The sequence below is a fragment of the Xanthomonas sp. LMG 12462 genome, from assembly GCF_009192885.1.
GTDB lineage: Bacteria > Pseudomonadota > Gammaproteobacteria > Xanthomonadales > Xanthomonadaceae > Xanthomonas_A > Xanthomonas_A sontii.
In genome coordinates this window covers 33,053-58,202 of record NZ_NMPP01000085.1, presented here as the reverse complement: position 1 = coordinate 58,202, position 25,150 = coordinate 33,053, and the positions used below count along the sequence as shown (strand labels likewise).

The window sequence follows — 25,150 nt, the reverse complement described above, 5'->3', positions numbered from 1 at the left end:
GGTCGTGCGGCCGATCCGGGAGGAGGCGGCGCCGCTGAGAGGTGTTGAAGCAAGCCCCTCCCCCACCGGGAGAGGGGTTGGGGTGAGGGTCCGGCGCGGAGCGGCTCGCGGTATTTGGGTGCATGAGGCTGCGTCCGCACCCTCATCCGCCCCTGCGGGGCACCTTCCCCCGAAAAGCGGGCCATGGTCCCGCAGGGAGAAGGAAGAGGCCAAAGCCCCTCTCCCGTCGGGAGAGGGGTTGGGGTGAGGGTCCGGCGCGCAGCGACGCGTGGTGTTTGGGTGCATGAGGCTGCGCCCGTACCCTCATCCGCCCCTGCGGGGCACCTTTCCCCGAAAAGGGGGCCATGGTCCCGGACGGAGAAGGAGGAGGCCAAAGCCCCTCTCCCAACGTGAGAGGGGTTGGGGTGAGGGTCCGGCGCGCAGCGACGCGCGGTGTTTGGGTGCATGAGGCTGCGCCCGTACCCTCATCCGCCCCTTCGGGGCACCTTCTCCCGATGGGAGAAGGGAGCGGCTAGCCCCTCTCCCGTCGGGAGAGGGGTTGGGGTGAGGGTCCGGCGCGCAGCGACGCGCGGTGTTTGGGTGCACGAGGCTGCGCCCGTACCCTCATCCGCCCCTTCGGGGCACCTTCCCCCGAAAAGGGGGCCATGGTCCCGAGGGGAGAAGGGAAGCGCTAGTGCCTCAGTCGAAACAGGCGCGGTACGCGGCCAGTGCCGTGCGCGGATCGGGCGCATCGAACACGCCGCTGATCACCGCCAGCAGATCGGCGCCGGCCGCGACCAGCGGACGCGCGTTGTCCGGCGTGAGGCCGCCGATCGCCACGCGCGGCAGGCCCAGCGCTGCCGCATCGCGCAGCAGGTCGGGCGTGGCGCGGCGCGTGGTGACCTTGCTGCGGGTGGGGAAGAAGGCGCCGAAGGCGACATAGCTGGCGCCAGCCGCCGCGGCGCCGCGGGCCAGTGCTGGGTCGTCGTAACAGGAGGCGCCGATCAATGCCTGCGGCCCGAGCGCGGCGCGCGCGGCGGCCAGATCGCCGTCGTCCTCGCCCAGGTGCACGCCGGCCGCGCCCACCGCCTGCGCCAGCGCGACGTCGTCGTTGACGATCAGCGGCACGCCGGCCTGTGCGCACAGCGTTTGCAGCGCCGCGGCCTGCTCGCGCCGTTGCGCCGCGTCGGCGCGCTTGTTGCGGTATTGCAGCCAGGTCACGCCCTGGTCCAGCAGCGGCGTCACCCGTGCCAGCAGACGCGCGCCGTCGGCCTCGTCGGGGGTGATCAGGTACACGCCGCGCGGCGCCGGGGATGCGTTCATGGCCAAGCCTTCCGATGCGTCGGCGGCGATGGGACAATGCCGTTCCGACTGTGACCTGCGATTATCCAATGAGCGACGCCAGCGCCACCACCTATCGCACCTGGATGTGCGTCGTCTGCGGGTTCATCTACAACGAGGCCGACGGCCTGCCGGAAGAAGGCATCGCCCCCGGCACCCGCTGGGACGACGTGCCCGTCACCTGGACCTGCCCGGACTGCGGCGTGACCAAGGACGATTTCGAGATGGTGGAGATGGATTGAGCGCTGGGAATGGGGAGTGGGGAATCGGGAGTGGGACAGCGACTCCCGTGCCTTGCAGGCTTGACGCGGCGGCCAGTTTCAGGGCTGGCAGGCAGACATCGCGAGGCCGGGTGGTCGGATCGCAAGGCCGATACTCGGGAGAGCCGCATGTCCGCCGACGTTCGATGATCGATTCGGTCGGTTATCCATGACGGCTTGATCAGGTCAGCAACCTCTGAGCCTCAGGGCATGCGCTTTTCCCATTCCCGATTCCCCTCTCCCCATTCCCAGCGTCAATGCATCCGCTGCGCGCGCGCGCTCAGTTCCACCAGGCGCTCGCGGATCGGCAAGGCGTCGGAGGCTTCGGGGTTCAATTGCAGGTAACGGCCCAGGTCGCGCCGTGCGCCGGGGACGTAGTCCATCTGCAGGTAGGCCATGCCGCGGTCGCGCAGGGCTTCGGGCTGGTCGGGCATCAGCTTGAGCACGCGGTCGGCGCTGCGTGCGGCGCGGTCCCACTCGTCGCGTTCGGCGTACAGGCCATGCAGGTTGCGCAGGACCCGGGCGAGGATCGCGCGGTGCGGCGCCGGGTCCAGGATCTGCAGCAGGGCGCGGTCGTCCGGGCTTTCGCCGCCCATGTGCGGCCGCGCGCGCTCGCGCAGTTCCTCCACCGCCAGCGGACGCCCGCCGTTGAACGGGTCCATCACCAGCAGGCCGTCGTCCACCGGCAGGCGCACCAGGAAATGCCCCGGGAAGGACACGCCGTCGAGCGGGATGTCCAGGCGCCGCGCCACGTCCATCTGCACCAGCGCCAGCGAGATCGGGTTGCCCAGGCGCCGCTCGAACACCTGGTTCATGTAGCTGTTGCGCGGGTCGTAATACTCGTCGTGGTTGCCGCTATAGCCCAGTTCTTCGAACAGGTGGCGATTGATCGCCGCCATCTTCAGCGGCCACTGCTCGATCATCGCCACCTCGTGCCGCAGGTGGTCGGCATGACTCTGCGCCAGGGTGTCGTAATGGGCGGCGTCCAGCTCCGGATACTCGTCGCGGGCGATCAGCAGCGCGGTCGCCAGCAGCGGCAGGGCATCGTCATCCAGCGCGGCCAGGGTATTCCAGCTCGGCAATGTCAATGGGGCGGCCATGGCCCAAGACTGGCGGCAAAGCCGGGCCCGATCAAGTCCGGCCGTTCCCGACAGCGGTGTCGGGTTCAGCGCCGTGGTCGCGGGGCCTTTTCCCGACGCCGCCGGCACCGTTGACGGATCAGTGGCCCTGCGGAATTCCCGGGCCGAAACGCAGTTCGGTGCCGTCCTGCAGCTTCAACTGCTCGGCCTGGCCGGCGTTGAGTTCGAGCACGTAGCGCGCCGGCGCGTTGCTGGGGTAGGGCGGGCAGGCGTCGCCGGCCGAGCACGGCGGCACGTCGCGCTGCTGCGCCACCAGCTTGCGCTGGTTGTCGAAGTACAGGATGTCCAGCGGGATCTTGGTGTTCTTCATCCAGTACGCCTGCGGTTCCTCGCGGTCGTGGATGAACAGCATGCCGTGGTCGGTTTCCATCTGGTCGCGAAACATCAGCCCGCGCGCGCGGGTCGCATCGTTCTGCGCCAGTTCCACTTCGTAGCGATGTCCGCCCAGTTCCACCCAATGGTCGCCGCCGGCACTGGCGCAGCCGCTGAGGGCGAGCAGGAGAAGGACGCAGAGCGCGCGGAAGAGGGACATGGGCGGACCAGGGCAGGGAGGACAGCGCGCACCTTGTTGCAAGGTGCGCGTGGCGTCAAGAGCGGGGATTGGGGATTCGGGATTGGGGATTCGTAAAAGCCGAGATCCTTGCCTTTGCGAATCCCTAATCCCGAATCCCGCGCGCGCCAGCGCGCGTCAAAAGACGCGCGGCGGCTCGCCACCGACGATCACCACGTCGGCCGGGCGGCGTGCGAACAGGCCGACGCAGACCACGCCCGGGATCTGGTTCAGTTCGCGCTCCAGCGCCACCGGGTCGGTAATCGACAGGTGGTGCACGTCCAGCACCACGTTGCCGTTGTCGGTGACCACGCCGTCGCGCCAGACCGGCTGGCCGCCGGTGCGCGCCAGGATCTCGCGGGCGACCAGGCTGCGCGCCATCGGGATCACTTCGATCGGCAGCGGGAACTTGCCGAGGGTCTGCACCTGCTTGCTCGGGTCGATGATGCAGATGAAGCGCTCGCTGGCCTCGGCAATGATCTTCTCGCGGGTCAGCGCGGCGCCGCCGCCCTTGATCAGGCACTTGTTCGGATCGCATTCGTCGGCGCCGTCCACGTACAGCGACAGGTTGCCGGTGTGGTTCAGGTCCAGCACCTCGATGCCGTGCTGGCGCAGGCGCGCGGTGCTCTGCTCGGAACTGGACACCGCACCCTTGATGCGGTGGCCGATGCGGCCGAGCGCGTCGATGAAGTAGGCAACGGTGGAGCCGGTGCCGACGCCGACGATCATCCCGTCCTGGACGTAGTCGATGGCTTTCTCGGCGGCAAGGCGTTTGGCGTCTGACATTGGAGGAGCTCGGGAGTGGGGATTCGGGATTGGGGATTCGTGAAAAGCGGGTCGGCGGATGGGACCGGGCGAATCCCCAATCCCCACTCCCGAATCCCGGCTATTCGAGCGAAAGCAGCAGCTTCCACTGCGCGGCGCTGACCGGGAACACCGACAGGCGGTTGCCGCGGGCGACCAGCGGGAAGCCCTCGCCCAGCGCGTCGGCGTGCTGCTTGATCTCGTCCAGGGCGATGGTGTGCGCCAGCTTGCGTTCGAACGCCACGTCCACCAGGTACCAGCGCGGTTGCTCCTGGGTGGCCTTGGGGTCGTGGTAGTCGGAGGACGGGTCGAACTGGGTGGCGTCGGGATAGGCCTGGCTGGCCACGCGGGCCACGCCGACGATGCCCGGCACCTTGCAGTTGGAGTGGTAGAACAGGATGCCGTCGCCGACCTTCATGCCGTCGCGCATGAAGTTGCGCGCCTGGTAGTTGCGCACGCCGTTCCAGGGTTCGGTGCCGACCCGCTGCAGGTCGTCGATCGAGAAGGCGTCCGGTTCGGACTTCATCAGCCAATAGCGGGTGCGTGCGGTCATGCGGAGGAATCGTGCGCAGTCGACAGGGTGAGGGATTCAGTGCAGACCGCGTCCAGCGCCACGTCCCAGGCCGCCAGCGGCAAGGCCGCGACCTGCTGTGCGTCGAAGGCGGCCCCGACCAGCCAGGGCGGCGGAGCCTGCCGCTGGCGGAAAGCGAAGCTGCGATCATACCAGCCGCCTCCCATGCCCAGGCGGCCGCCGGCGGTGTCGAAGCCGACCAGCGGCGTCACCACCAGCGCCATCTGCGCCGGCGCCAGGGTCGTGGCCGGGTCGACGTCGGGCTCTGGGATGCCGTAGCGGTTGGCGCGCAGCGGCTGACCGGGACGCCACGGCGCGAAGCGCAGTGTGTCGCCGCTGAGCACCGGCAGGCAGTACTGCACCGCCTCCGGCAGCGACAGTTGCCAGCGGTGCAGGGCGATCTCCCCGTCCATCGCCCAGTAGCCGCCGACATGGCCGTACTGCGGCGCGAACGGCAGGTCCAGCAGTCGCTGTGCCAAGGCGTCGGCGGCGGCCAGGCGCACGGGCGCGGTGAGCGCGCGGCGGCGCGCGCGCAGGTCCTGGCGCAGGGAGTCGCGGTCGTCGGCAGTCATCTGGCAGGGGTGGCGAGAGAGGTCGCTATTGTCGGCGCCGGCGCGCGCACTGACCAGCAGGCGCGCGCCGCTGCGGCGATCACGCGTAGAGCGCCACCGTCTGCCGGCCCCACAGCACCAGCCGCCCGGCGCTGTCCCAGATCTGCATGTCCTGCAGCGAGTAGCCGTCCTCGGCATGCAGGCTGGCCGAGCGCAGCAGGAACCAGTCGCCGGCGCTGGCCGGTTGCGGGAAGTCCAGGCTCCAGGTCATCGAGCTGACCGGCGCCGGTGCGCTGAAGCAGGTCATCGCGGCCGGCGGCAGGCAGTCGCCCAGCGCGACCAGAGCCACGCTTGGGTCCACGCCGGCGGCGTCGCGATGGCGCGCCCAGACCAGCAACTCCGGATCGGCCGCGGCGGACAGCGGCAGCGCGCCGCCGGCCAGGCGCATGTCGAAGTTGGCGACGAAGGCGGGGGTCGCCGCGCTGTCGGCAATCGGCGTCGCGTCATCGGGGCCAACCACCGCCGGCCGTGCCGGCAGGAAGTCGTGGGCGATGCGGCTGGCGCGCGGCTGTGCGAACAGCAAGGCCGCACGCAGGGCGACCTGCCCGTCGGCCAGGCAATCGACGCCCACGGAGGTGGCGGACTTGCCCTGGCGCAACACCTGCGCATCGAAGCGCAGGCTGCCGTCGGCCGGGCCGACGAAGCCGATGTGCGCCGACTTCAGCGGCGGCAACGCGGACGGCGCCGTGCGCAGCGCGGTCTGCAGCGCCAGCGCCGCGGACAGGCCGCCGAAGGCGGTGCGGCCTTGCCGCCAGCTGGCGGGGACGTCGAATCCCGCGGCGGGGTCGAAGCGGTCGAGGATCTGGGCGAGCGTCGGCAATCCGGGATCTCCGTGATGGGGAGACCAGTATCCCGGGTTTCGGTCGGTGCGAGAACGCGTGGCACCTGCAATTCGCCGGCGACGACGGCGTGGTGAAGGCACACGCTGCAGGCGCACAAAAGGAAACGGCGCCTTGCGGCGCCGCTTCCTGGAAAAATTGCATTCTCCGCCGTGACGATGCGTGCGAAACGACCTTGAACCCGGGGTTCAAGTGGGATGGCTGGAGAATCATCGGGCTTCCCGCTACGAGGCGGACCTGCACTCCCGATTCCGTCGCCACCCCGTGGTCGTCATTAAGGGACAAGGCGAATGTTTGCACACGCTGTCGTTCACAGCAGAGAACGCAAGTGGAGTATAGCGCCGTGATCGCGCTTGGCTAGTCCGTTCGTCGGTCCTTCGGTACGTTGCAATTCACGTTGATGATTGCAGCGCCACGTGCGGATCAGCGCGTCGTATCGACCACGCTGTCCAGACGCCGATTGAGATCGGCGAGTGTGCGCGCCATCTCGCGTTCGCGCTGCCCCTGTTCGTCGCGCAGTTGCTGCAACTCGTGCGCCAGGTTCAACGCCGCGAGCACGGCGACGCGGTCCACCGCGGCCATGCGGTTGCTGCCGCGCACCTCGCGCATCTTCGCGTCGAGCAGGCGTGCGGCGGCGAGCAGGCCGTCGCGTTCTTCGGCCTCGACGCCGACGGTGTATTCGCGGTCGAGGATGCGGACGCTGACCGGCTCGCTCACGTGTGCTGCTCCAGGGACTTCAGTCGGGCGATCATCGCTTCCACGCGCGAACGCGCCTGTTCGTTCTTGGTCAGCAACTGCGAGCGCTCGCCGATCAGGTGTTCCTGCTGCTGGCGCAGGCTGCGGTTCTCGTCGGACAGGCGCTGGCAGCGCTCGACCAGCGTTTCCACGCGTGCGGCAAGGGCGCGAAGCTCGGCGAGGGCGTCAGGGCTGTCCATGGCGCTCACGATAGGCATGCGCCCGAGGGGCGGTCAAGACGCCGCGCGGCGGCGCCGTGGCCGGCGCTCAGGCAGGCAGCCGCAGCGGTTGCTGCAGCAGGCGCAGGCAGGCGTCCGGCTCCAGCGCCGGCGCCACCAGGTGGCCCTGGATCTCGTCGCAGCCGTGCGCGCGCAGGAACGCCAATTGCCCGGCGTCCTCGACGCCCTCGGCCACCACCTTCAGCGCCAGCGAGTGGCCCATCGCGATGATGGTGCTGGTGATCGCCTCGTCGTCCGGGTCGCGGGTGAGGTCGCCGATGAATTCCTGGTCGATCTTCAGGGTGTTGATCGGCAGCCGCTTCAGGTAGGCCAGCGACGAATAGCCGGTGCCGAAGTCGTCGATGGCCAGGGTCAGCCCCAGCTTGCGGCAGGCGCGCAGCAGCTCGGCGTTCTTGCCGACCTGCGACATCACCACGCTCTCGGTCAGTTCCAGTTCGATGTTGGCGGCCGGCACGCCGGTTTCGGCGAGGATCCCGGCCATCAGTTCCGGCAGGTTGCCGCGCTCGAGCTGGATCGCCGAGACGTTCACCGACATGCACAGGTCGGTCAGCCCCATCCGCCGCCAGTCGCGCAGCGCGCCGCAGGCCTGGCGCAGCACCCATTCGCCGATCTCCAGGATCAGCCCGGTCTCCTCGGCCAGCGGGATGAACTGGCTCGGCGAGACCGGGCCGAAGTCGGCGCTGTGCCAGCGCAGCAGCGCTTCCACGCCGACCACCCGCTGCGTGCGCAGCGAGTAGCGCGGCTGGTAGACCAGCTTCAGTTCCTGATCCAGCGGGATCTTGCGCAGCGTGCTGGCCAGGGTGGCGCGGTGACGGGTGGCCTCGTCCATGCGCGCCGAGTACACCTGCGCGTTGCGGCGCCCGGCGGCCTTGGCCTGGTACATCGCGGTGTCGGCGTGCTTGAGCAACTCGCTCGGCAGCAGCGCGTGCTGCGGGAACAGGGAGATGCCGATGGAGGTGGAGACCGCGACCTCGCGGCGTTCGTCCAGCCGCAGCGGCGCCTCGAACGCGGCCAGCACGCGGGCGGCCACCGCCTCGGCCTCGCCCTGGCTGACGATGTCCTCGACCACCACGGTGAATTCGTCGCCGGCCAGGCGCGCCACCGTGTGCTGCGGTCCCACCGCCTGCTGCAGGCGTTCGGCCACCGCGCGCAGCACGCGGTCGCCGACCGCGTGGCCGAGCGAATCGTTGATGTCCTTGAAGCGGTCCAGGTCCAGGAACAGCACCGCCACCGAGCCGGCCTGGCGCCGCGCCCGCACGATCGCCCGCGCCAGGCGTTCGGACAGCAGCGCACGGTTGGGCAGGCTGGTCAGCGTGTCGTAGTTGGCCAGATAGCGCAGTTCCTGCTCGGCGCGCTTCTGCTCGGTGATGTCTTCCAGTACCACCACCTGAAAGCTCTGGCGGCCGTCGGCGTCGACCACAGTATTGCGGCGCAGGTGGCAGAGGATCTCCTGGCCGTCTTTGCGCCGCTTCCAGGCCTCGCCGCGCCAATGCCGGCCGTGGTCGGCCACCGGGGCCGCCGGCGTTTCCGGCGCGTGGTCGATCAGCGCCATCGGCTGGCCCAGTACCTCGCGCTCGCTGTAGCCGGTGATGCGGGTGAAGGCCGGGTTGACCGAGATGAAGCGGCGGTCCTCGTCGAGCACGGCGACCGCCTCGCCCATGCTGCGCAGCACTTCGGCGGCGATGCGCCGTTCCAGGTCGGCCTGGCGGTGCGAGGTGATGTCGCGTGCGGTGCCGGCGAGGCGGCGCGGCGCGCCGCTGGCGTCGTAGTCGACCACGCGGCCGCGCACCCGCGCCCAGTGCCAGACCCCGTCGCCGGCCAGGTCCACCCGGTACTCGGCGGTGTAGATCGCGGTCAGGCCCTGCAGGTGTTCCTGCAGCACCTGCCGCGCCTGTTGCACGTCGTCGGGATGGATCCGCAGCGGCTCGTTCTCGCGGATCACCAGGCCGATGTCCTGCGCGTGCGGCGTGGCCTCGTCGGCGCGCATCAGCCGCAACCTGCGCTGTTGCAGGTCGTAATCCCAGAAGTGCTCGCCCGAGGCCCACAGCGCCAGCTTCAGGTGCTGGTCGCGCTGCTGCAGTTGCGCGTGCCGTTGCAGTTGCTCGCGCAGGCGCCGACGCGAACGCAGCGCGAACAGCGCCGCCACCCCGCCGGCCGCCAGCGCGGCGAGCGCGATCAGCGGCCATGCGGCCAGCAAGGTCTCGCCGAACAAGGCGAGGCCGGTTCTTTCCGCAGCTCCTGCAGCAACGTGCTCCAATGGCATGGCGGAAAGTGACTTCTGTCAAAGAACGGGTGGTGGAGTGTAGGCGCGTGCCGGAAGCCACCACAAGCGGCGGCGCATACGCGGTTGCTACACTGCGCAGTCCCGATTCCGCCGCAGGCCTCGACAGGCCCGCGGCCAGCGCCCGACAGGCTTGCTCCATGACCGAACTTCCCACTGCCGACCAGATCGCCGATGCCAGCCGGACGCTTGGCCTGGCTGCGTCGGCAGCCGAACTGCACGGCGGCCTGTGCGGCTGGCTGGCCGGCGGCGGCGCCGAATTGCCGGCATGGCCGGCGGCCGTGCTCGCCGACGCAAGCCTCGCCGCGCCGCGCCCCGGCGATGCGCTGGACCGCCTGCGCGAGGCCACGACTGCGCAACTGAACGACCGCGATTTCGGCTTCGACCTGGTGCTGGCCGATGCCGGCGCGCCGCTGCCCGAGCGCGCCGACGCGCTGTTCGACTGGTGCCGCGGCTTCCTCGGCGGCTTCGGCCTGGCCGCAGGGGCTGCGCCGCCACTGTCCGAGGAAGGGCAGGAGGCGCTGCAGGACGTGGCGCGCCTGGCCCAGGCCAGCGCCGACGATTTCGACAGCGGCGACGAGGACGAGGACGCGCTGGCCGAGATCGAGGAGTTCGTGCGCGTGGCGGTGCTGCTGCTGCACAGCGACTGCGTGCTCGGCCCGCGCCACCGGCAGCGCCTGAACTGATGAAGCGGCTCACCGGGATTTCCTCCGGCGAGTACGTGCGCCGGCGCCGTCATTTGATGGACATGGCCGGCGAGCAGGCCATCCTGGTGCTGCCCAGCGCACCGGAGCGTGTGCGCAGCCACGACACGCACTACCCGTACCGGCAGGATTCGGACTTCTGGTATCTGTGCGGGTTCGCCGAGCCGGACGCGGTGCTGGTGCTGGTGCCCGGCCGCCGCCACGGCGAGGCGCTGCTGTTCTGTCGCGAACGCGACCCCGAGCGCGAAGCCTGGGACGGCCCGCGGGCGGGCCAGGAAGGCGCGGTCGAGCGCTACGGCATGGACGATGCCTATCCGATCGACGACCTCGACGAGATCCTGCCCGGGCTGCTGGAAGGCCGCTCGCGGGTGTATTACCACTTCGGCCGCGACGTCGATTTCGACCTGAAGCTGATCGGCTGGGTCAAGCGCGTGCGCGAGCAGGTGCGGCACGGCGCGCAGCCGCCGCACGAGTTCCTGGAACTGGGCCATCTGCTGCACGAACAGCGCCTGTTCAAGTCGCGCGACGAGATCGCGCTGATGCAGGTCGCTGCGGACCTGAGCGTGGCCGGGCACCGCGCGGCGATGCGGCTGGCGCGGCCGGGCGTGCACGAATACCAACTGCAGGCCGAGATCGAGCGCGAATTCCGCGCCGGTGACGCCTGGCCGGCCTACGGCAGCATCGTCGGCAGCGGCCACAACGCCTGCGTGCTGCATTACCGCGCCAACGCCGCGCGCCTGCGCGACGGCGACCTGGTGCTGGTCGATGCGGGCGCCGAATACCGCGGCTATGCCGCCGACATCACCCGTACTTTCCCGGCCAACGGCCGCTTCAGCGCCGAACAACGCGCGCTGCACGACCTGGTCGGTGCCGCGCATGCCGCCGCGCTGGCGCAGGCGCGCCCGGGCGTGGCCTACGAGGCCGGACACCTGGCCGCGGTGCAGACCCTGACCGAAGGCCTGCTGCGGCTAGGCCTGCTCAAGGGCAGCGTCGAGCAGAACCTGGCCAGCGGCGACTACCGGCGCTTCTACCGGCACAAGACCGGGCACTGGCTGGGCCTGGACGTGCACGATGTCGGCGACTACCGGCTGGCCGGCGAATCGCGCCTGCTCGAGCCGGGCATGGTGTTCACCATCGAACCCGGCCTGTACGTGTCGCCGGACGACAAGGACGTGGACCCGAAGTGGCGGGGCATCGGCATCCGCACCGAGGACGACGTGCTGATCACCGACGACGGCCATCGCGTGCTTACCGATGCCCTGGCGCGCAGCGCCGAGGAGATCGAGGAGTGGATGGCTGGGAATGGGGAATAGGGAAACGGGAATGGGAAAAGCGGTCGCCGCGCGCGGAAAGGTCGGCTAGCAGACCTGGCGCGTTTGCCGTTGCGAATCCCCAATCCCGGCGGCGGCCGTCAGGCCGCCGCGACAGCCTGACGCCGCCCCCTTGCGTGCAGGCGGCCGGTTGCGCACAGTGACCGGCTGAACAAGGGGGATTCATGAAGATGTGGATGCGATGCCTGCTGGCGGCAGGACTGTGCGTGGCCGTCGCAGCGCAGGCGCACGCGCAGCAAGTGGCCGCGCCGGCGGCGCCAGCCGATGCTGCGCCCGCGGCGACGCAGGCACCTGTGCCTGCTGCGGTGCCCACGCTGGCGCTGGACGATCTAGAGACGTTGCTGTCGCTGCGCGCTGCGCCGGAGGCCCGCGCGCAGATGCTGGCGCAGGTCGTCGCGCTGGCGGGTAAGGGCGATGGCGCCTCGGCGTACGTGTTGGGCGTGCTCTACCGCAATGGCGAGGCGCATCCGGCGCATCTGGTGCCGCGCGACCTGGACACGGCCCGCTACTGGCTGGAGCGCTGCCTGGGCATGCCGCGCTGCCCGCTACTCGCGTTGGCGTCGCTGGCCGAGCTGGAGTTGTCCGCCGGCAATGCCAAGCCGGCGCTGCAATGGGCGCAGGGCTGGGTGGCGCTGGACCGCGAGTTCACCACGCGGGCGCGCGCGATCGAAGGCCGCCGTGTGCGGCCCAGCCAGCGCAATCGCGATACCGCCTACCATGCCTACCTCCTGGAGCGCTGCTATGCGGCGATGCCGAGCGGCGACCGCGACGCGATCGGCCTGGCCTGGTTCAACGCGTTCCGCGTGCAGTGGGGCCGGGTCCTGGACCGGATGCTGTTCGCGCAGCTCGATGCGCTGCAGGCGCAGGATGGCGAGGAGGCTGGCGGGCTGACTGCGCGTGCCGAGAATCAACGACGCAAGACCGTGCTGGACAGCCCGATGGACCTGCCGGTCACGCCAGCGTTGAGCCTGTTCCTGATGCGCGGCGATCCGCAGGGCGGACGTCCCGAGTCCGCCCTGGTGCTGGAGGCGCTGCCTTCGCCGAACGCGGCACGTGGACTCGAAGCGCTGGCACGCGATTTCAAGACCGCGCCGTATCCGGCCGCCGCCGGGCAGCGCCGCTACGACCTGATCCCGATGAGCTTCAATCGCGGCCCGTACGCGTTGACCGGCAAGTGATCGAGGTGGCGGCTCAGGCCGCCGCCGCAAACACCGGCCGCGTCAGGTTCTCGGGTGCGTCCTCGGTGCACACCACTTCGTCCTCGATGCGGATGCCGCCGTAGGGCTTGAACTGCGCCACCCGCGCCCAGTCGACGCTGCCGCCATGGCCGGCCTGCTTGAGGTCGTCGAGCAGCATGTCGATGAAGTACAGGCCCGGCTCGATCGTCACCACCATGCCCGGTTCCAGGGTGCGGGTCATGCGCAGGTAGGGATGGCCGTCGGGGCGTTCGATGCGGCCGCCGCGGTCGCTGGCGGCGAAACCGGCGACGTCGTGCACCTGCAGGCCGATCGGGTGGCCCAGGCCGTGCGGGAAGAACGCGGCGCTGACGCCGGTGGCCACCGCGGTTTCCGGCGACACGGTGAGCACGCCGGCGTCCTTCAGCACGCCCATCAGCGCCAGGTGCGCGTCCAGGTGCAGTTGCCGGTAGTCGACGCCGGCGCGCACGTGCTGGCCCATGCGCTGCTGCGCGGCGTCCACCGCGTCGATCAGCGCCTGGAACTCGCTGTCGCGATCGGCGGCGTAGGTGCGGGTGATGTCGCTGGCGTAGCCGTGTGCCGAGGCGCCGGCGTCGATCAGGAAGCTGCGCAGCGGCGTCGGCGCCTGCCGCTGCAGTTCGGTGTAGTGCAGCACGGCGCCGTGTTCGTTCAATGCCACGATGTTGCCGTACGGCAGTTCGTTCGCTTCCTGGCCGACCGCGGCGCAGTAGGCCATGTGGATCTCGAACTCGCTGCGGCCGTCGCGGAACGCGGCCTCGGCGGCGCGATGGCCGCGCACGGCCGAGTGCTGCGCCTGGCGCATCAGTGCCAGCTCGTACGGCGTCTTGTAGGCGCGGTGGTATTCCAGGTAGTCCAGCACCGCCGGCGGGTTGTTCGGCACGTAAGCGCCCAGCGCGCTCTGCGGCTCGCCGAGGATCGCGCTGCGCGCGGCATCCGGCAGCAGCGCCAGCGCCTCGTCCGGGGAGCGGATCAGATGGATGTCGCAGTGGTCCACCCACCAGCCGCTGGGCGCATCCGGCACCACGTGCCAGTAGTCGCGCGGTTGGTGGAAGATCACCTGCGGACGGCGCCCCGGCGTGTACACCAGCCAACTGTGCGGCACCCGCGTCAGCGGCAGCCAGGCCTTGAACTGCGGGTTCACCGCGAACGGATAGTCGCGATCGTCGAACACCTGGTAGTGCAGGGTGCCGCTCGGGACCACCAGGTGGTCGAAGCCACCGCGCGCCAGCGCTTCGTCGGCGCGTCGGGTCAGGGTGCGCAGGTGGTCGGGATACAGGGCGCTTGGATCGTGCTGGGGCATGGCGGCGTACTCGTTCGGCGATGCGGAAACGGGGGCGCCAAGTGTGCCGGAAACGGTGCAGGCGTGTGGACGCGCACGGACGGCCTATGCATGGCGTGCGATGCCGAAGCTACGCCGGCGACGCGGGGCTTTGTCGATCCGCCGGAGACTCTTTGCGGCCGATCGCGCAACGGTCGCGGATGGCCGCCGCAGGAGCGGCTTCGGCCGCGACCGAGGCGTTCCCGGGAATGCCGGTCGCGGCTGATCCCGTCACAGGGACCAGTAGCCACACCTGCGAGGTTGATGCCGCTAGCCGCCGGTCGCAGCGTTGATCCACTGCCGCAACAGGTCGCGATGCGCGGGGGAAATGGTCAGGAAGCGGAAGCCGGCCCAGGCCTGGCCCGGTGCGTGCGAGGGTTCGCTCCACAACAGGTGCGCGCCGATATCGATCTGCACGTCGCGGTCGGCGTGCGGTATCGCGAAGCGCAACTGGTACAGCGCGTCCTCGTGCAGCGGTGCCGAGGCGAGCAACAGCATGCCGTGTTCGGAGACGTTGCCGAGGCGGCCGACCACGGCGTCTTCCATCAGGTCCAGCACCGGCACCATGTCCGGAACCTGAAGGCGCGGCGATCGGCGAGCGTCTGCGCTCATGCGCCCTCCATGGCGTCGTCGGCGGCGGGAACGCCGGCCAGGGTGCGCAGCGCGCGCACCGCGGCCTGCCAGGCGCGGTCGATCAGGCGGGCGCGGTCCTCGCTGACGATGCGCGCCTGTCCCTGCGCCAGCAGCCGCGCCAGTCCGTCGAGCGTGTGTTCGGCGGCCTTCTGCCCGCGTTGGTTGACGAACAACGCACGCTCGGTGATCGGGCTGTACCAGGACAGGCGTTGCCGCTTCAGGTCGCCTTGCTGGTTGACGACGAATTCGAACCAGGTGCCGAACGGCAGCGTGCGCAACCGCGCATACGCGGCCTGTTCGGCTTCGTTGCGCGGCGGCAGCGAGGGGCGCTCGCCGTCCTCGCCCTGCTCGCCGAGGCGGGTGCGCGCTTTCAGCCGCACGCTGAGTTCGGTACGCGAGGTGGCGGCGTCGGTGCCGCCGGGCGTGGACAGGCGGCGAGCGATGGCCTCGGCTTCCTGCTGGTGGTAGCCCACCTGCAGCAGCGCCTGGCCCACGCGCTCGGCCAGGGCCGCATCGGAGGCGCCCTCGCTGCGGCAGGTGACCTCGGCGATGCGCTCGGCCAGGCCGATGCGCTCGCGCCAGGTCTCCGAGTCCTCGCCCTGACGCAGCAGGGTCAGCACCAGCACGTCGGACCAGGCCTGCTGCAGCAGGGTCTGCACGAAACCCGGCGGTTGCCGGGCGCTGCACAGCGCCTCCAGGGTGGCGGTCGCGGTCTGCTTGGCCAGCTCCAGCCGTTCCTTGCCGCGCGCGGCCTCGACGTGCCGGCGCTCGGCGATCTCGGCCTTGTGCGCCAGGCTGCGCTGCTGCGCCTGGATCTCCTGGTGGGCCTGCTCGAAGACGGTCTCGTCGCCTTCGTACTCCTCGATCACGCGGTCCACGGCCTGGTTGAGCTTGAGCAGCAGCGTCGGATCGCTGTCCTCTTCGCCCAGCCAGGTGGCGCCGGATTCGGCGACGGCATTGAGCAGTTCCCGCGCTGGGTGCCGGCTGCGCGCGAAGAACGCCGGATCCTGCAGCGCGGCGCGCACCAGCGGCACCTGCAGGCGTTCCAGCAGCGCCGCGGCCGGCGCGTCGGGGCGTACCTCGCGCTCGATCTCGCCGTACAGCAGGCCGAGCAGGTCGAAGGTGTCGGCCTGCTGCGCTGCCAGGGTCGCCTGCGCGCCGTGGGTGGCGCGCAGCGCCTGCAGCAGGGCGGTCTGCACGTCGCGCAGGTGGCGGCGTCCGCGCAGCCCGCCCAGGGTGCTGTGGGCCGGCGGCTGCGCCTGCAGTTCGCCCAAGGCCTCCAGCAGGCTGGCGGTCGGGACCGGGGCCGCACCGTCGGCGCTCGTCGGCCGCGCCGGGAGCGCGGCGGCACCGGCAGTCTCAGTCGTGGGCACCGCCGTGGCGGGCACGGCCTTGGCGCGCGCCGCGGTCAGCAACTGGCGCAGGGTGGCCAGGTCCGGGCCGCTGGCGGGCGGTTCCGCGGCGCCGGCTGCCGCGCCCGCTGGCGGCAGCGGTGCCGTCGCGGCAGGCCCCGGCGGCACGCCCATGGCGGGAGCGGCTTGACCAGGAGCGCTGGCGTTCCCGCGGGGGGCGCTGCCGGCAGCGGGCGGCACCGCGACGCCGGGCATGCGCGCCGCGCGCCGCGTGCCCGGGTCGACATTGGTGCTGCGCGCCACGTAGGGCAGATAGATCAGGCCGGGCAGCACCCCGGCGTGGGTCAGCAGGACATTGGCCCGTTCCACCATCTCGCCGTAGCGCGCCAGCACCTGCCGTTCGAAGGCGCGATACAGCGCCAATTGCGTGTCCAGCCCCAGGCCCAGCGTTTCGCCGGCAGCGCGCAGCAGCCGGCACAGCGCGTGCGGTCCCAGCGGCAACTGCTCGATCTCGAAGGCGGGCCGCGCCGCCAGCACGCCGAAGCGCTGGCCGAGCAACTGCAGCGGGATATTGCAGCGGATCGCCTCGCGGCGGGCGATCTCGTGCAGCACGATGTCGCGGTCGATATCCACATCGGCGACCAGGGTCAGCATCTGCGCGGCACCTGCCTTGGCTGCGCGCGGCACGGCGGCCGTCGCCAAGGGGCTGCGGATCCTGGCCAGCCCGGCTTCCAGCTGCGCCTGGTAGAACGGCGCCAGGCGCCCGCGCTGCGCGCGCACGCGTTGCGCCTCCTGGAACAGGTCCTGTTGCACCTGGCCGTTGCGGGCGCGCCCGGCCTGCTCGAGCAAGTCCTGCTCCAGCTCGTCCAGGGTCGCCTGCAGCGGCAGCTCCAGGGCCTGCCACAGCAGGCTGTTCAAGGCCTGCAGGATGTCGCGCACGCGCGCCGGCAGGGCGGCGCTGGCAAGCGTCGCTGGCGGGGCCGACATGGTCGCAGACAGGGGCATCCTGTGATCGCCGTTATACTTTTCTGCGCGGTATGTAGCACGATCCGCCGCCGCAACCAAGGCGGGCGGCGCGGCTCAGGGCAGGAACAGGGCGATCACGTCGTTGGTGAACCGCCGTCCCAGCTCGGTCGGGACGGCGAGGCCGGCGTCCACCCGCAACCAGTCGCGGGCCTGCGCGGTGGCCAGGGCCGAGGCGATCGCCTGCAGCGGCAGGCCGGTGCGGGCGCTGAAGTCGCGCAGCGCGAAGCCGTCGTTGAGGCGCAGGGCGTTGAGCATGTACTCGAACGGGCGCCGCTCAGGCGCGATCCGCTCGTCGCCGCCGATCGCCGCCGGCGTCCCCGCCGCGTCCAGGAACGCCTGTGGATGCTTGTGCTTCCAGCGGCGCAGGATGTTCTGTTCGGCGCCGGAGCTGATCTTGCCGTGCGCGCCGGCACCGATGCCGAGATAGTCGCCGAAGGTCCAGTAGTTGAGGTTGTGCGCGCAGCGGTAACCGGCGCGGGCGTAAGCGCTGACTTCGTACTGTGCGAAGCCGGCCTCGGCCAGCAGCGCCTGGCAGCGCTCCTGCATGTCCCAGGCGTCGTCGTCTTCGGGGATGCCCTGCGGCGGTCGCGCGGCGAACACGGTGTTCGGTTCCAGGGTGAGCTGGTAGTGGCTCAGGTGGGTCGGCTGCAGCGCCAGCGCCTGCGCGATGTCGCGCTCGGCCTCGGCCAGGGTCTGCTGCGGCAGCGCGTACATCAGGTCCAGGTTGACATTGGCATAGCCGGCGTCCTGCGCCAGCTTCACCGCACGCTCGGCCTCGGCGCCGTCGTGGATGCGGCCCAGCCGCTGCAGGGCCGCGTCGTCGAAGCTCTGGATGCCGAAGCTCAGGCGATTCACCCCGGCCGCCAGGTAGCGGTCGAAGCGGCCATGCTCGGCGGTGCCGGGGTTGGTCTCCAGGGTGATCTCCAGGCCCGGCGCGAAGCGCAGCCGGGCGCTGGCCGCCTGCAGGAAGCGATCGATCGCCTCGGGCGGAAACAGGCTGGGCGTACCGCCGCCGAAGAACACGCTGTTGACTACGCGGCCCCAGACCAGCGGCAGGTCCTGGTCCAGGTCGCGGATCAGCGCATCCACATAGGCGTCGAACGGCAGCGCGCCCTTGGCCGCATGCGAATTGAAATCGCAGTACGGGCATTTGCGCACGCACCACGGCAGGTGCACGTAGAGCGACAGCGGTGGCGGCACCAGCGTCGGGGTGTCGGCGTGCGCGGACGGATCCGGGCAGGCGGTGCCGGGCGGATGCTGGCAATGGTCGTGGGCGTGCGGCATGGCGGGCGGGAATCTGGAAACGGAGATGCGGGCGGTGCGGGCGCCGGAGCGTTCAGGGCTTGGCGCAGCGGCGCAGGGCAGTCTGCGCGCGCCGCGGTGTCCTGACTGGCCCGGTGCCTGCGCGCGGTGCGGTCACTCGGCGGGATGCGCCGCAAGATGGTCCGCCAGGCGCTGCTTGAGCTGCTGCAGGGCGAGGGCGCGGTGGCTGATGCGGTTCTTCAGCGCCAGCGGCATCTCGGCGGCGGTCTGGCCGTGGTCCGGATCCAGGAACACCGGGTCGTAACCATGCCCGCCGGTCCCGGCACGCGCATGCGCGATGCGGCCGCGCCAGCGGCCTTCCACCAGCAGCGGCTGCGGATCCTCAGCATGCCGCAGCAGCACCAGCACGCAGTAGAAATGCGCGCCGCGCTGCGCGTCGGGGACCTCGCCCAGCGCGTCCAGCAGCTTGTCGATGTTGGCCTGCGCATTGCCGTGCTCGCCGGCGTAACGCGCCGAATACAGGCCCGGCGCGCCGTGCAGCGCATCCACGCAGATGCCGGAGTCGTCGGCCAGCGCCGGCAACCCAGTGACGCGCGCGGCGTGGCGCGCCTTGAGCAGCGCGTTCTCGACGAAGGTCAGGCCGGTCTCGTCGGCATCGCTGACGCCGAGCGTGGATTGCGCGATCAGTTCGACCCCGACGTCGTCGAGCAGGGCATGCAGTTCTTCGAGCTTGCCGGCGTTGCTGCTGGCCAGGACCAGTTTCATGCGATGGGCTCCAGCAGATCCCAGGTGTTGCCGTACAGATCGCGGAACACCGCGACCGTGGCGTAGGGTTCGTGGCGAGGGGCTTCCAGGAATTCCACACCGGCGGCCAGCATCGCCGCATGGTCGCGCTGGAAGTCGTCGGTGTGCAGGAAGAAGCCGACCCGGCCCCCGGTCTGGTCGCCGATGCGGCTGCGCTGGGCATCGTCGCTGGCGCGCGCCAGCAGCAGCGCCGCGCCGCGCGCATCGCCGGGCCCGACCACGACCCAGCGCTTGTGGCCCTGGTCCACGTCCTCCAGCACCTGGAAGCCCAGCTTGCCGGTGTACCAGGCGATGGCCTCGTCGTAGTCGGCCACCACCAGGGTGACCAGGGCCAGGCGCCGGTTCATTGCGCCAGGGCGGCGCGCTGTGCCGCCAGCAGTTCGCCGATGCCGCGCTCGGCCAGGCCGAGCAGCGCGTCCAGTTCGTCGCGGCGGAAGGCGTGGCCCTCGGCGGTGCCTTGCAGCTCGATGAAGCCGCCGCCATCGTTCATCACCACGTTCATGTCGGTGTCGCAGTCGCTGTCCTCGGCGTAGTCCAGGTCCAGCACCGGCACGCCGCGGTACACGCCGACCGAGACCGCGGCGACCGCGCCCAGCACTACCGGCTTCTTCAGGTCGCCGCGCTTTTGCAGCCAGTTCACCGCATCCACCAGCGCCACGTAGGCGCCGGTGATGGCGGCGGTGCGGGTACCGCCGTCGGCCTGCAGCACGTCGCAGTCCAGGGTGATGGTGCGCTCGCCCAGCGCCGTGCGGTCGACGCAGGCGCGCAGCGCGCGGCCGATCAGACGCTGGATCTCCAGCGTGCGTCCGCCCTGCTTGCCGCGCGCGGCTTCGCGATCGGAACGCGAGTGGGTGGCGCGCGGCAGCATGCCGTATTCGGCGGTGACCCAGCCTTCGCCCTTGCCGCGCAAGAAGCCCGGCACGCGGTTCTCGACGCTGGCGTTGCACAGCACGCGGGTGTCGCCGAAGCTGACCAGGACCGAGCCTTCGGCGTGGCGGGTGAAGGCGCGTTCGATGCGGACCGGGCGCAACTGATCGGCCGTGCGGCCGCTGGGACGGGAGAAGGACATGCAGGGGTTCCGGGAAGGGCGGGGCCGTGCGCGGCCTGTGACCGCGTCGGTGAGGCAGGAAAGGGCGCTAGGTTAACATTCGCCCCCTGTCCGCACCGGAACACCGCATGATCCGCAGCATGACCGCCTATGCCGGCGCCGAGCGCATCACTCCCTGGGGCACGCTGGGATGCGAGCTGCGCTCGGTCAACCACCGTTTCCTGGAGGTGGGCGTGCGCCTGCCGGAAGAACTGCGCGCGCTGGAGCCGCAACTGCGCGAACGCGTGGCCGCGCGGATCAGCCGCGGCAAGCTCGACCTGATGCTGCGCCTGCGCGCGCCGGAGGCAGCGCAGACCCTGGCGGTGAACGAGGCCCTGGTCGAGCAACTGGGTGTGCTTGCGCAACGGCTGGGAGTGCGTTTCCCGCAGATGCAGGTGCAGTTCGTCGACCTGCTGCAGCTGCCCGGCGTGCTGCAGGGACAGACGGTCGATCCGGCGGCGCTGCAGGCGCAGGCACTGGAACTGCTGGACGAGGTGCTGGCCGAGTTCGTCGCCGCGCGCGAGCGCGAGGGCGGCAAGCTGGCCGCGGCCATCGTCGAGCGCGTCGATGCGGTGGAACGCATCGCCGGCGAGGTGCGGACGCTGATCCCGGCCATCCGCGACGGCCAGCGCGCCAAGCTGGCCGCGCGCCTGGCCGATCTGCCGCATCCGGTCGATCCCGGCCGCGCCGAGCAGGAACTGGTGCTGTGGCTGCAGAAGCTCGATGTGGACGAGGAACTGGACCGGCTCGGCAGCCACATCAAGGAACTGCGCCGCGTCCTGCGCCAGCCGGAACCGGCGGGCCGGCGCCTGGACTTCCTGCTGCAGGAGTTCAACCGCGAGGCCAACACCCTGGGCTCGAAGTCGGTGGACAGCCGCACCTCCAACGCCGCGGTGGAGCTGAAGGTGCTGATCGACCAGATCCGCGAGCAGGTGCAGAACCTCGAATAGCCGGGAATGGGCGATCGGGAATGGGGAATCGTCAAAGCGGGTACGATTCACCCCCAGCCCGGCTTGGCGCTGTTCCCATTCCCCATTCCCGACTCCCCATTCCCAAGAACATGCGCGGCACTCTCTACATCGTGGCGGCCCCGTCCGGCGCCGGCAAGAGCAGCATCGTCAACGCCACCCTGGCGCGCGACCCGCAGATCGCGCTGTCGATCTCGTTCACCTCGCGCGCGCCGCGGCCGGGCGAACGCCATGCCGAGCACTACCATTTCGTCTCCGCCGACGAGTTCCAGCGGATGATCGATGCCGGCGACTTCTTCGAGTACGCCCGCGTGCACGGCGACTGGAAAGGTACCGCGCGGCAGTCGGTGGAGCCGCAGCTGGCCGCCGGCCACGACGTGCTGCTGGAGATCGACTGGCAGGGCGCGCGCCAGGTGCGGGCCAAGGTGCCGGATGCGGTCAGCGTGTTCATCCTGCCGCCGTCGCGCGAGGCCCTGGAGCAGCGCATGCGCAAGCGCGGCCAGGACAGCGAGGCGGTGATCGCGCAGCGGCTGGCCGCCGCGCGCGAGGAGATGTCGCACTACGCCGACTTCGACTACGTGATCGTCAACGAGCATTTCGACACCGCGGTGGACGAGATGTGCGCGATCTTCGTCGCCAGCCGCCTGCGCCGGCCGCAGCAGCAGCAGCGCCATGCCGCACTGATCGATACCCTCCTGCAGGAACAGCCAACTGGCTGATTCCAAAGGGAACTGAATGGGGTGGGGTTGATCTCGGGCGGTTGCCGCCCTACAATCCCCGCCCTTTCCCTCATTCGAACGCGTGGCCGCCGCCGGCCCGCCGGGAGCCCGCATGGCCCGCATCACCGTAGAAGATTGCCTGGAAGTCGTTAACAACCGTTTCGAACTGGTCATGATGGCGTCCAAGCGCGCCCGCCAGCTCGCCAACGGCGTGCAGGCCACCCTCGACAACACCGAGTCGGCCGACAAGCCGACCGTGCTGGCGCTGCGCGAGATCGCCGCGCGCAAGATCGACAACGCGCTGATCGACGAGGTCGAGAAGGCCGAACGCGAGCGCGCCGAGCGCGAAGCCCTGGAATGGGCCGCGGCCGAGGTCGTCGCCGACGAGGACATGTCCAAGAACGACGACTGATCGCGTCCTGCGTCGCGATCGTCCTGCGAACAGCCCGCATCCGCGGGCTGTTTCGTTTTGCGGGTTTGCCGTCCACGCGCCGCTGGCATAGTCTTTCCGCATGAACCCAGGCCCTTCTGCCCAGGTCGCCCACGCCGCGCCATCGTCGGCCGACGAGGCGGTCCCCGACTACGTCCTGCAGCTCGAACGCAGCGCCAGCTATCTGCCGCCCGAGCAGATCCCGCTGCTGCGCCGCGCCTGGGAGGTCGGTGCGGCCGCGCACGCGGGGCAGACCCGCAAGTCCGGCGAGCCCTACATCACCCATCCGGTGGCGGTGGCCGGGGTGCTGGCCGAACTGGGCCTGGACGTGGAGGCACTGATCGCGGCGATCCTGCACGACACCATCGAAGACACGCCGCTGACCCGCGCCGAGCTGGCCGCCGAGTTCGGCGAGGCGGTGGCGGAACTGGTCGACGGCGTCACCAAGCTGGACAAGCTCAAGTTCCGCGACCGCCAGGAAGCGGCCGCCGAAAGTTTCCGCAAGATGCTGCTAGCGATGTCGCGCGACCTGCGCGTGATCATGATCAAGCTCGCCGATCGCCTGCACAACATGCGCACGCTGGGCGCGCAGAGCGCCGAGGCGCGCAGCCGCATCGCCCGCGAGACCCTGGAGATCTACGCGCCGATCGCTCAGCGCCTGGGCATGAGCCTGATGAAGTCCGAGCTGCAGAACCTCGGCTTCCGCGCGCTGCATCCGTGGCGCCACGCGATCATCGAAAAACACATCCGCAGCCAGCCGGTGGTGCGCCGCGAATCGATGGCGCAGGTGGAAGTGCAGTTGTCGCAGCGTCTGGCCAAGGAAGGACTGGAGCACCGGCTGGTGAGCCGGATCAAGACGCCGTGGAGCATCTACAACAAGATGCGCGACGAGAACAAATCCTTCGACCAGGTGATGGATGTGTTCGGCTTCCGCCTGGTGGTGCGCGGCGTGCCCGACTGCTACCACGCCCTCGGCGCGGTGCACGCCACCTTCAAGCCGCTGGACGCGCGCTTCCGCGACTTCATCGCCATTCCCAAGGCCAACGGCTACCAGTCGCTGCACACGGTGCTGTTCGGGCCTTACGGCTCGCCGATCGAGGTGCAGATCCGCACCGAGGAAATGGATCTGATCGCCGAACGCGGCGTGGCCGCGCACTGGACCTACAAGTTCGGCGGCGACTCGCCCAACAGCGCGCAGAGCCGCGCGCATGCGTGGATCGTCGAACTGATCGAATCGCAGCGCGCCGCCGGCTCCTCGCTGGAGTTCCTGGACAACGTCAAGGTCGACCTGTTCCCGGACGAGGTCTACCTGTTCACGCCCAAGGGCAAGATCCTGGCGCTGCCGCGCAATTCCACTGCGCTGGACTTCGCCTATGCGGTGCACACCGACGTCGGCAACCGCGCGGTGGCCTCGCGCGTGGACAAGAAGCTGGTGCCGCTGCGCACCAAGCTGGTCAGCGGACAGACGGTGGAAGTGATCACCGCGCGCTCGGCCACGCCCAAGCCGCAGTGGCTGGAGTTCGTGGTCAGCAGCAAGGCGCGCACCGCGATCCGCCACCAGCTCAAGCAGCTCGAACACGAGGACGCGGTGCAGCTCGGCCATCGCATGCTCGATCGCGCGCTGGAGGCGATGGACAGCTCGCTGGAGCGGCTGCCCAAGGGGCGCCTGGATTCCTTCCTCAGCGAACACCGCTACCCGCGTCTGGAGGCGCTGCTGGCCGATGTCGCCCTGGGCAACTGGATGCCCAACCAGGCCGCGCAGGCGCTGATGGCGTATGCCGAACTGCGCGGCGGCGGCCATTCCAAGCACTCGCAGGAAAAGATCCTGATCAACGGCACCGAGCGCGGCGTGGTCAGCTTCGCCAATTGCTGCCAGCCGATTCCCGGCGACGAGATCATGGGCTACCACACCGCCGGCAAGGGCATCGTGGTGCATCGCCTGGACTGTCCGAACCTGGCCGAACTGCGCAAGTCGCCCGAGCGCTGGGTGCCGATCGGCTGGGATACCAGCGTCATCGGCGACTACGACACCGCGCTGGTGGTGGACGTGGAGAACCGCACCGGCGTGCTCGCGCAACTGGCCGCGGCGATCGCGCAGAGCCAGTCCAACATCGAGCGCGTCGACTACCTGGACCGCGACTTCAACGCCGCGGTGCTGCGCTTCAACATCCAGGTGCGCGACCGCAACCACCTGGCCGAAGTGATGCGCCGGCTGCGGCGCTTGAATGCGGTGCAGAGCGTGCGCCGCCAGTAGGCGGTGCCGGGCGGAATGGGTCGGGAGTTCTTGTGGGAGGGACTTCAGTCCCGACGCGTGATGGTGTCAGGCGGCTTTCTGCTTCACTCGTCGTGGCTGAAGCCGCTCCCACAAGGAATGGACTGGGGCTTCGTGCCAGTGCACGTGATCGGGCATCGTCCGCGCCGCCTGCCAACGCGGCTGCATGACAGTCGACGCCTGCGAAAAACGCTTGGTCGCGATCCTGTCACGGTCATGCTCCCAAATCCCCAATCCCCAACCACGCACGCCAGCTAAACTAGGCGGACATTCTTCCAACGGAGTCGCCATGTCCCGCCAGATCATCCATACCGACCGTGCACCGGCCGCGATCGGCCCGTATTCGCAGGCCGTGCGCGCCGGCAACACCGTGTACTTCTCCGGGCAGATCCCGCTGGATCCGGCCACCGGCGAGATCGTCGCCGGCGACATCGCCGCGCAGGCGCGGCGCGCCTTCGACAACCTGCAGGCGGTGGCCGAGGCGGCCGGCGGCTCGCTGGACCGCATCGTGCGCCTGGGGCTGTACCTCACCGACCTGGCGCAGTTCGCGCAGGTCAATGCGGTCATGCAGGACTACTTCCAGGCGCCGTTCCCCGCGCGTTCCACCATCGAAGTCTCGGCGCTGCCCAAGGGCGCGGGCTTCGAAGTGGACGCGGTGATGGTGCTGGACTGATCCC

General features: G+C 70.2%; 26 protein-coding genes and 1 other RNA gene. 9 read left to right on the top strand and 18 right to left on the bottom strand.

Annotation, left to right across the window (positions count from 1 at the left end; all coding sequences use genetic code 11):
- Nucleotides 1-678 precede the first annotated feature (678 nt).
- Nucleotides 679-1,302, bottom strand: a complete 624-nt coding sequence (thiE, locus tag CEK69_RS19000; RefSeq protein ID WP_152247369.1) for a thiamine phosphate synthase — start codon at nt 1,300-1,302, stop codon at nt 679-681.
- A 14-nt stretch (nt 1,303-1,316) separates the two neighbouring features.
- Here thiE and CEK69_RS18995 point away from each other — a divergent pair, with 14 nt between their 5' ends.
- Complete coding sequence (locus CEK69_RS18995) at nt 1,317-1,562, top strand: rubredoxin (protein ID WP_226975231.1); 246 nt, start codon at nt 1,317-1,319, stop codon at nt 1,560-1,562.
- Between the two features lie 272 nt (nt 1,563-1,834).
- On the opposite strand, the gene CEK69_RS18990 is transcribed toward CEK69_RS18995, so the two are convergent.
- The 10 genes from CEK69_RS18990 to CEK69_RS18945 form a co-directional block, all read right to left on the bottom strand.
- Entirely contained in the window at nt 1,835-2,680 is an 846-nt protein-coding gene (locus CEK69_RS18990) for a SirB1 family protein (RefSeq protein ID WP_026143558.1), read from the bottom strand.
- A 118-nt stretch (nt 2,681-2,798) separates the two neighbouring features.
- Complete coding sequence (locus tag CEK69_RS18985; protein ID WP_017910443.1) at nt 2,799-3,251, bottom strand: DUF192 domain-containing protein; 453 nt, start codon at nt 3,249-3,251, stop codon at nt 2,799-2,801.
- Between the two features lie 156 nt (nt 3,252-3,407).
- Nucleotides 3,408-4,055: a ribose-5-phosphate isomerase RpiA gene (gene rpiA / locus CEK69_RS18980; RefSeq protein ID WP_152247365.1), complete on the bottom strand. Its 648-nt coding sequence runs from the start codon at nt 4,053-4,055 to the stop codon at nt 3,408-3,410.
- Nucleotides 4,056-4,155: 100 nt separating this feature from the next.
- Entirely contained in the window at nt 4,156-4,626 is a 471-nt protein-coding gene (locus CEK69_RS18975) for an EVE domain-containing protein (protein WP_152247363.1), read from the bottom strand.
- Nucleotides 4,623-5,216 (bottom strand): 5-formyltetrahydrofolate cyclo-ligase, encoded by a 594-nt coding sequence (locus CEK69_RS18970; protein WP_152247361.1) that lies wholly within the window; start codon nt 5,214-5,216, stop codon nt 4,623-4,625. The genes CEK69_RS18975 and CEK69_RS18970 overlap by 4 nt, the downstream gene beginning before the upstream one ends.
- 79 nt (nt 5,217-5,295) lie before the next feature.
- Nucleotides 5,296-6,075: a thioesterase family protein gene (locus CEK69_RS18965; protein ID WP_152247359.1), complete on the bottom strand. Its 780-nt coding sequence runs from the start codon at nt 6,073-6,075 to the stop codon at nt 5,296-5,298.
- Between the two features lie 159 nt (nt 6,076-6,234).
- Nucleotides 6,235-6,419, bottom strand: a non-coding RNA gene (gene ssrS / locus CEK69_RS18960) — 6S RNA.
- 98 nt (nt 6,420-6,517) lie between these two features.
- The gene (locus CEK69_RS18955; protein WP_017910438.1) at nt 6,518-6,811 is read right to left on the bottom strand and encodes a cell division protein ZapA; all 294 of its coding nucleotides are present in this window, start codon (nt 6,809-6,811) and stop codon (nt 6,518-6,520) included.
- Entirely contained in the window at nt 6,808-7,029 is a 222-nt protein-coding gene (locus CEK69_RS18950; RefSeq protein WP_017910437.1) for a TIGR02449 family protein, read from the bottom strand. The genes CEK69_RS18955 and CEK69_RS18950 overlap by 4 nt, the downstream gene beginning before the upstream one ends.
- A gap of 67 nt (nt 7,030-7,096) precedes the next feature.
- The gene (locus CEK69_RS18945) at nt 7,097-9,280 is read right to left on the bottom strand and encodes a GGDEF and EAL domain-containing protein (RefSeq protein WP_193314042.1); all 2,184 of its coding nucleotides are present in this window, start codon (nt 9,278-9,280) and stop codon (nt 7,097-7,099) included.
- Nucleotides 9,281-9,489: 209 nt separating this feature from the next.
- Here CEK69_RS18945 and CEK69_RS18940 point away from each other — a divergent pair, with 209 nt between their 5' ends.
- The 3 genes from CEK69_RS18940 to CEK69_RS18930 all read left to right on the top strand — a co-directional run bounded on the left by CEK69_RS18940 (nt 9,490) and on the right by CEK69_RS18930 (nt 12,562).
- Entirely contained in the window at nt 9,490-10,035 is a 546-nt protein-coding gene (locus tag CEK69_RS18940) for a YecA family protein (protein WP_043094872.1), read from the top strand.
- A complete protein-coding gene (locus CEK69_RS18935; protein ID WP_150410953.1) occupies nt 10,035-11,366 on the top strand; it encodes an aminopeptidase P N-terminal domain-containing protein in 1,332 nt (443 codons plus the stop codon). The genes CEK69_RS18940 and CEK69_RS18935 overlap by 1 nt, the downstream gene beginning before the upstream one ends.
- Nucleotides 11,367-11,548: 182 nt before the next feature.
- Complete coding sequence (locus CEK69_RS18930) at nt 11,549-12,562, top strand: hypothetical protein (RefSeq protein WP_193314041.1); 1,014 nt, start codon at nt 11,549-11,551, stop codon at nt 12,560-12,562.
- A 13-nt stretch (nt 12,563-12,575) separates the two neighbouring features.
- On the opposite strand, the gene pepQ is transcribed toward CEK69_RS18930, so the two are convergent.
- From pepQ to rph, 7 genes are all read right to left on the bottom strand, one after another.
- Entirely contained in the window at nt 12,576-13,901 is a 1,326-nt protein-coding gene (gene pepQ, locus CEK69_RS18925; RefSeq protein WP_152247353.1) for a Xaa-Pro dipeptidase, read from the bottom strand.
- A 288-nt stretch (nt 13,902-14,189) separates the two neighbouring features.
- Complete coding sequence (locus CEK69_RS18920; protein ID WP_026143711.1) at nt 14,190-14,531, bottom strand: PilZ domain-containing protein; 342 nt, start codon at nt 14,529-14,531, stop codon at nt 14,190-14,192.
- Nucleotides 14,528-16,909 carry a DUF1631 domain-containing protein gene (locus CEK69_RS18915; protein WP_152247351.1) on the bottom strand — a complete coding sequence of 794 codons (2,382 nt, stop codon included), beginning with the start codon at nt 16,907-16,909 and terminating at the stop codon, nt 14,528-14,530. The genes CEK69_RS18920 and CEK69_RS18915 overlap by 4 nt, the downstream gene beginning before the upstream one ends.
- A gap of 75 nt (nt 16,910-16,984) precedes the next feature.
- Nucleotides 16,985-18,214: a radical SAM family heme chaperone HemW gene (gene hemW / locus CEK69_RS18910; protein WP_152247349.1), complete on the bottom strand. Its 1,230-nt coding sequence runs from the start codon at nt 18,212-18,214 to the stop codon at nt 16,985-16,987.
- Between the two features lie 132 nt (nt 18,215-18,346).
- Complete coding sequence (gene rdgB, locus CEK69_RS18905; protein ID WP_152247347.1) at nt 18,347-18,958, bottom strand: RdgB/HAM1 family non-canonical purine NTP pyrophosphatase; 612 nt, start codon at nt 18,956-18,958, stop codon at nt 18,347-18,349.
- Complete coding sequence (locus CEK69_RS18900; protein WP_017907633.1) at nt 18,955-19,344, bottom strand: VOC family protein; 390 nt, start codon at nt 19,342-19,344, stop codon at nt 18,955-18,957. Before CEK69_RS18900 ends, rdgB begins: the two co-directional genes overlap by 4 nt.
- The gene (gene rph / locus CEK69_RS18895) at nt 19,341-20,066 is read right to left on the bottom strand and encodes a ribonuclease PH (protein WP_010343098.1); all 726 of its coding nucleotides are present in this window, start codon (nt 20,064-20,066) and stop codon (nt 19,341-19,343) included. The genes CEK69_RS18900 and rph overlap by 4 nt, the downstream gene beginning before the upstream one ends.
- Before the next feature lie 107 nt (nt 20,067-20,173).
- Between rph and CEK69_RS18890 the strand changes: the two genes are divergently transcribed.
- From CEK69_RS18890 to CEK69_RS18870, 5 genes are all read left to right on the top strand, one after another.
- Nucleotides 20,174-21,034 carry a YicC/YloC family endoribonuclease gene (locus tag CEK69_RS18890; protein WP_152247345.1) on the top strand — a complete coding sequence of 287 codons (861 nt, stop codon included), beginning with the start codon at nt 20,174-20,176 and terminating at the stop codon, nt 21,032-21,034.
- Between the two features lie 110 nt (nt 21,035-21,144).
- On the top strand, nt 21,145-21,771 hold the full coding sequence (gmk, locus tag CEK69_RS18885; RefSeq protein WP_017909850.1) for a guanylate kinase: 627 nt from the start codon (nt 21,145-21,147) through the stop codon (nt 21,769-21,771).
- A gap of 112 nt (nt 21,772-21,883) precedes the next feature.
- Complete coding sequence (rpoZ, locus tag CEK69_RS18880; RefSeq protein WP_010343101.1) at nt 21,884-22,183, top strand: DNA-directed RNA polymerase subunit omega; 300 nt, start codon at nt 21,884-21,886, stop codon at nt 22,181-22,183.
- A gap of 100 nt (nt 22,184-22,283) precedes the next feature.
- Nucleotides 22,284-24,455: a bifunctional (p)ppGpp synthetase/guanosine-3',5'-bis(diphosphate) 3'-pyrophosphohydrolase gene (locus CEK69_RS18875; RefSeq protein WP_017909851.1), complete on the top strand. Its 2,172-nt coding sequence runs from the start codon at nt 22,284-22,286 to the stop codon at nt 24,453-24,455.
- Between the two features lie 307 nt (nt 24,456-24,762).
- Nucleotides 24,763-25,146, top strand: a complete 384-nt coding sequence (locus CEK69_RS18870; protein WP_010341827.1) for a RidA family protein — start codon at nt 24,763-24,765, stop codon at nt 25,144-25,146.
- Nucleotides 25,147-25,150 lie beyond the last annotated feature (4 nt).

Bases quoted from the DNA above. Each gene is read 5' to 3' on its own strand.
- hemW (WP_152247349.1), bottom strand. From the start codon at position 18,214: ATGCCGCACGCCCACGACCATTGCCAGCATCCGCCCGGCACCGCCTGC.
- CEK69_RS18890 (WP_152247345.1), top strand. From the start codon at position 20,174: ATGATCCGCAGCATGACCGCCTATGCCGGCGCCGAGCGCATCACTCCC.
- CEK69_RS18920 (WP_026143711.1), bottom strand. From the start codon at position 14,531: ATGAGCGCAGACGCTCGCCGATCGCCGCGCCTTCAGGTTCCGGACATG.
- CEK69_RS18900 (WP_017907633.1), bottom strand. From the start codon at position 19,344: ATGAACCGGCGCCTGGCCCTGGTCACCCTGGTGGTGGCCGACTACGAC.
- CEK69_RS18870 (WP_010341827.1), top strand. From the start codon at position 24,763: ATGTCCCGCCAGATCATCCATACCGACCGTGCACCGGCCGCGATCGGC.
- pepQ (WP_152247353.1), bottom strand. From the start codon at position 13,901: ATGCCCCAGCACGATCCAAGCGCCCTGTATCCCGACCACCTGCGCACC.
- CEK69_RS18990 (WP_026143558.1), bottom strand. From the start codon at position 2,680: ATGGCCGCCCCATTGACATTGCCGAGCTGGAATACCCTGGCCGCGCTG.
- rpiA (WP_152247365.1), bottom strand. From the start codon at position 4,055: ATGTCAGACGCCAAACGCCTTGCCGCCGAGAAAGCCATCGACTACGTC.
- rpoZ (WP_010343101.1), top strand. From the start codon at position 21,884: ATGGCCCGCATCACCGTAGAAGATTGCCTGGAAGTCGTTAACAACCGT.
- gmk (WP_017909850.1), top strand. From the start codon at position 21,145: ATGCGCGGCACTCTCTACATCGTGGCGGCCCCGTCCGGCGCCGGCAAG.
- CEK69_RS18995 (WP_226975231.1), top strand. From the start codon at position 1,317: ATGCGTCGGCGGCGATGGGACAATGCCGTTCCGACTGTGACCTGCGAT.
- CEK69_RS18985 (WP_017910443.1), bottom strand. From the start codon at position 3,251: ATGTCCCTCTTCCGCGCGCTCTGCGTCCTTCTCCTGCTCGCCCTCAGC.
- thiE (WP_152247369.1), bottom strand. From the start codon at position 1,302: ATGAACGCATCCCCGGCGCCGCGCGGCGTGTACCTGATCACCCCCGAC.
- rph (WP_010343098.1), bottom strand. From the start codon at position 20,066: ATGTCCTTCTCCCGTCCCAGCGGCCGCACGGCCGATCAGTTGCGCCCG.
- CEK69_RS18875 (WP_017909851.1), top strand. From the start codon at position 22,284: ATGAACCCAGGCCCTTCTGCCCAGGTCGCCCACGCCGCGCCATCGTCG.
- CEK69_RS18970 (WP_152247361.1), bottom strand. From the start codon at position 5,216: ATGACTGCCGACGACCGCGACTCCCTGCGCCAGGACCTGCGCGCGCGC.
- rdgB (WP_152247347.1), bottom strand. From the start codon at position 18,958: ATGAAACTGGTCCTGGCCAGCAGCAACGCCGGCAAGCTCGAAGAACTG.
- CEK69_RS18935 (WP_150410953.1), top strand. From the start codon at position 10,035: ATGAAGCGGCTCACCGGGATTTCCTCCGGCGAGTACGTGCGCCGGCGC.
- CEK69_RS18940 (WP_043094872.1), top strand. From the start codon at position 9,490: ATGACCGAACTTCCCACTGCCGACCAGATCGCCGATGCCAGCCGGACG.
- CEK69_RS18975 (WP_152247363.1), bottom strand. From the start codon at position 4,626: ATGACCGCACGCACCCGCTATTGGCTGATGAAGTCCGAACCGGACGCC.
- CEK69_RS18915 (WP_152247351.1), bottom strand. From the start codon at position 16,909: ATGCCCCTGTCTGCGACCATGTCGGCCCCGCCAGCGACGCTTGCCAGC.
- CEK69_RS18930 (WP_193314041.1), top strand. From the start codon at position 11,549: ATGAAGATGTGGATGCGATGCCTGCTGGCGGCAGGACTGTGCGTGGCC.
- CEK69_RS18950 (WP_017910437.1), bottom strand. From the start codon at position 7,029: ATGGACAGCCCTGACGCCCTCGCCGAGCTTCGCGCCCTTGCCGCACGC.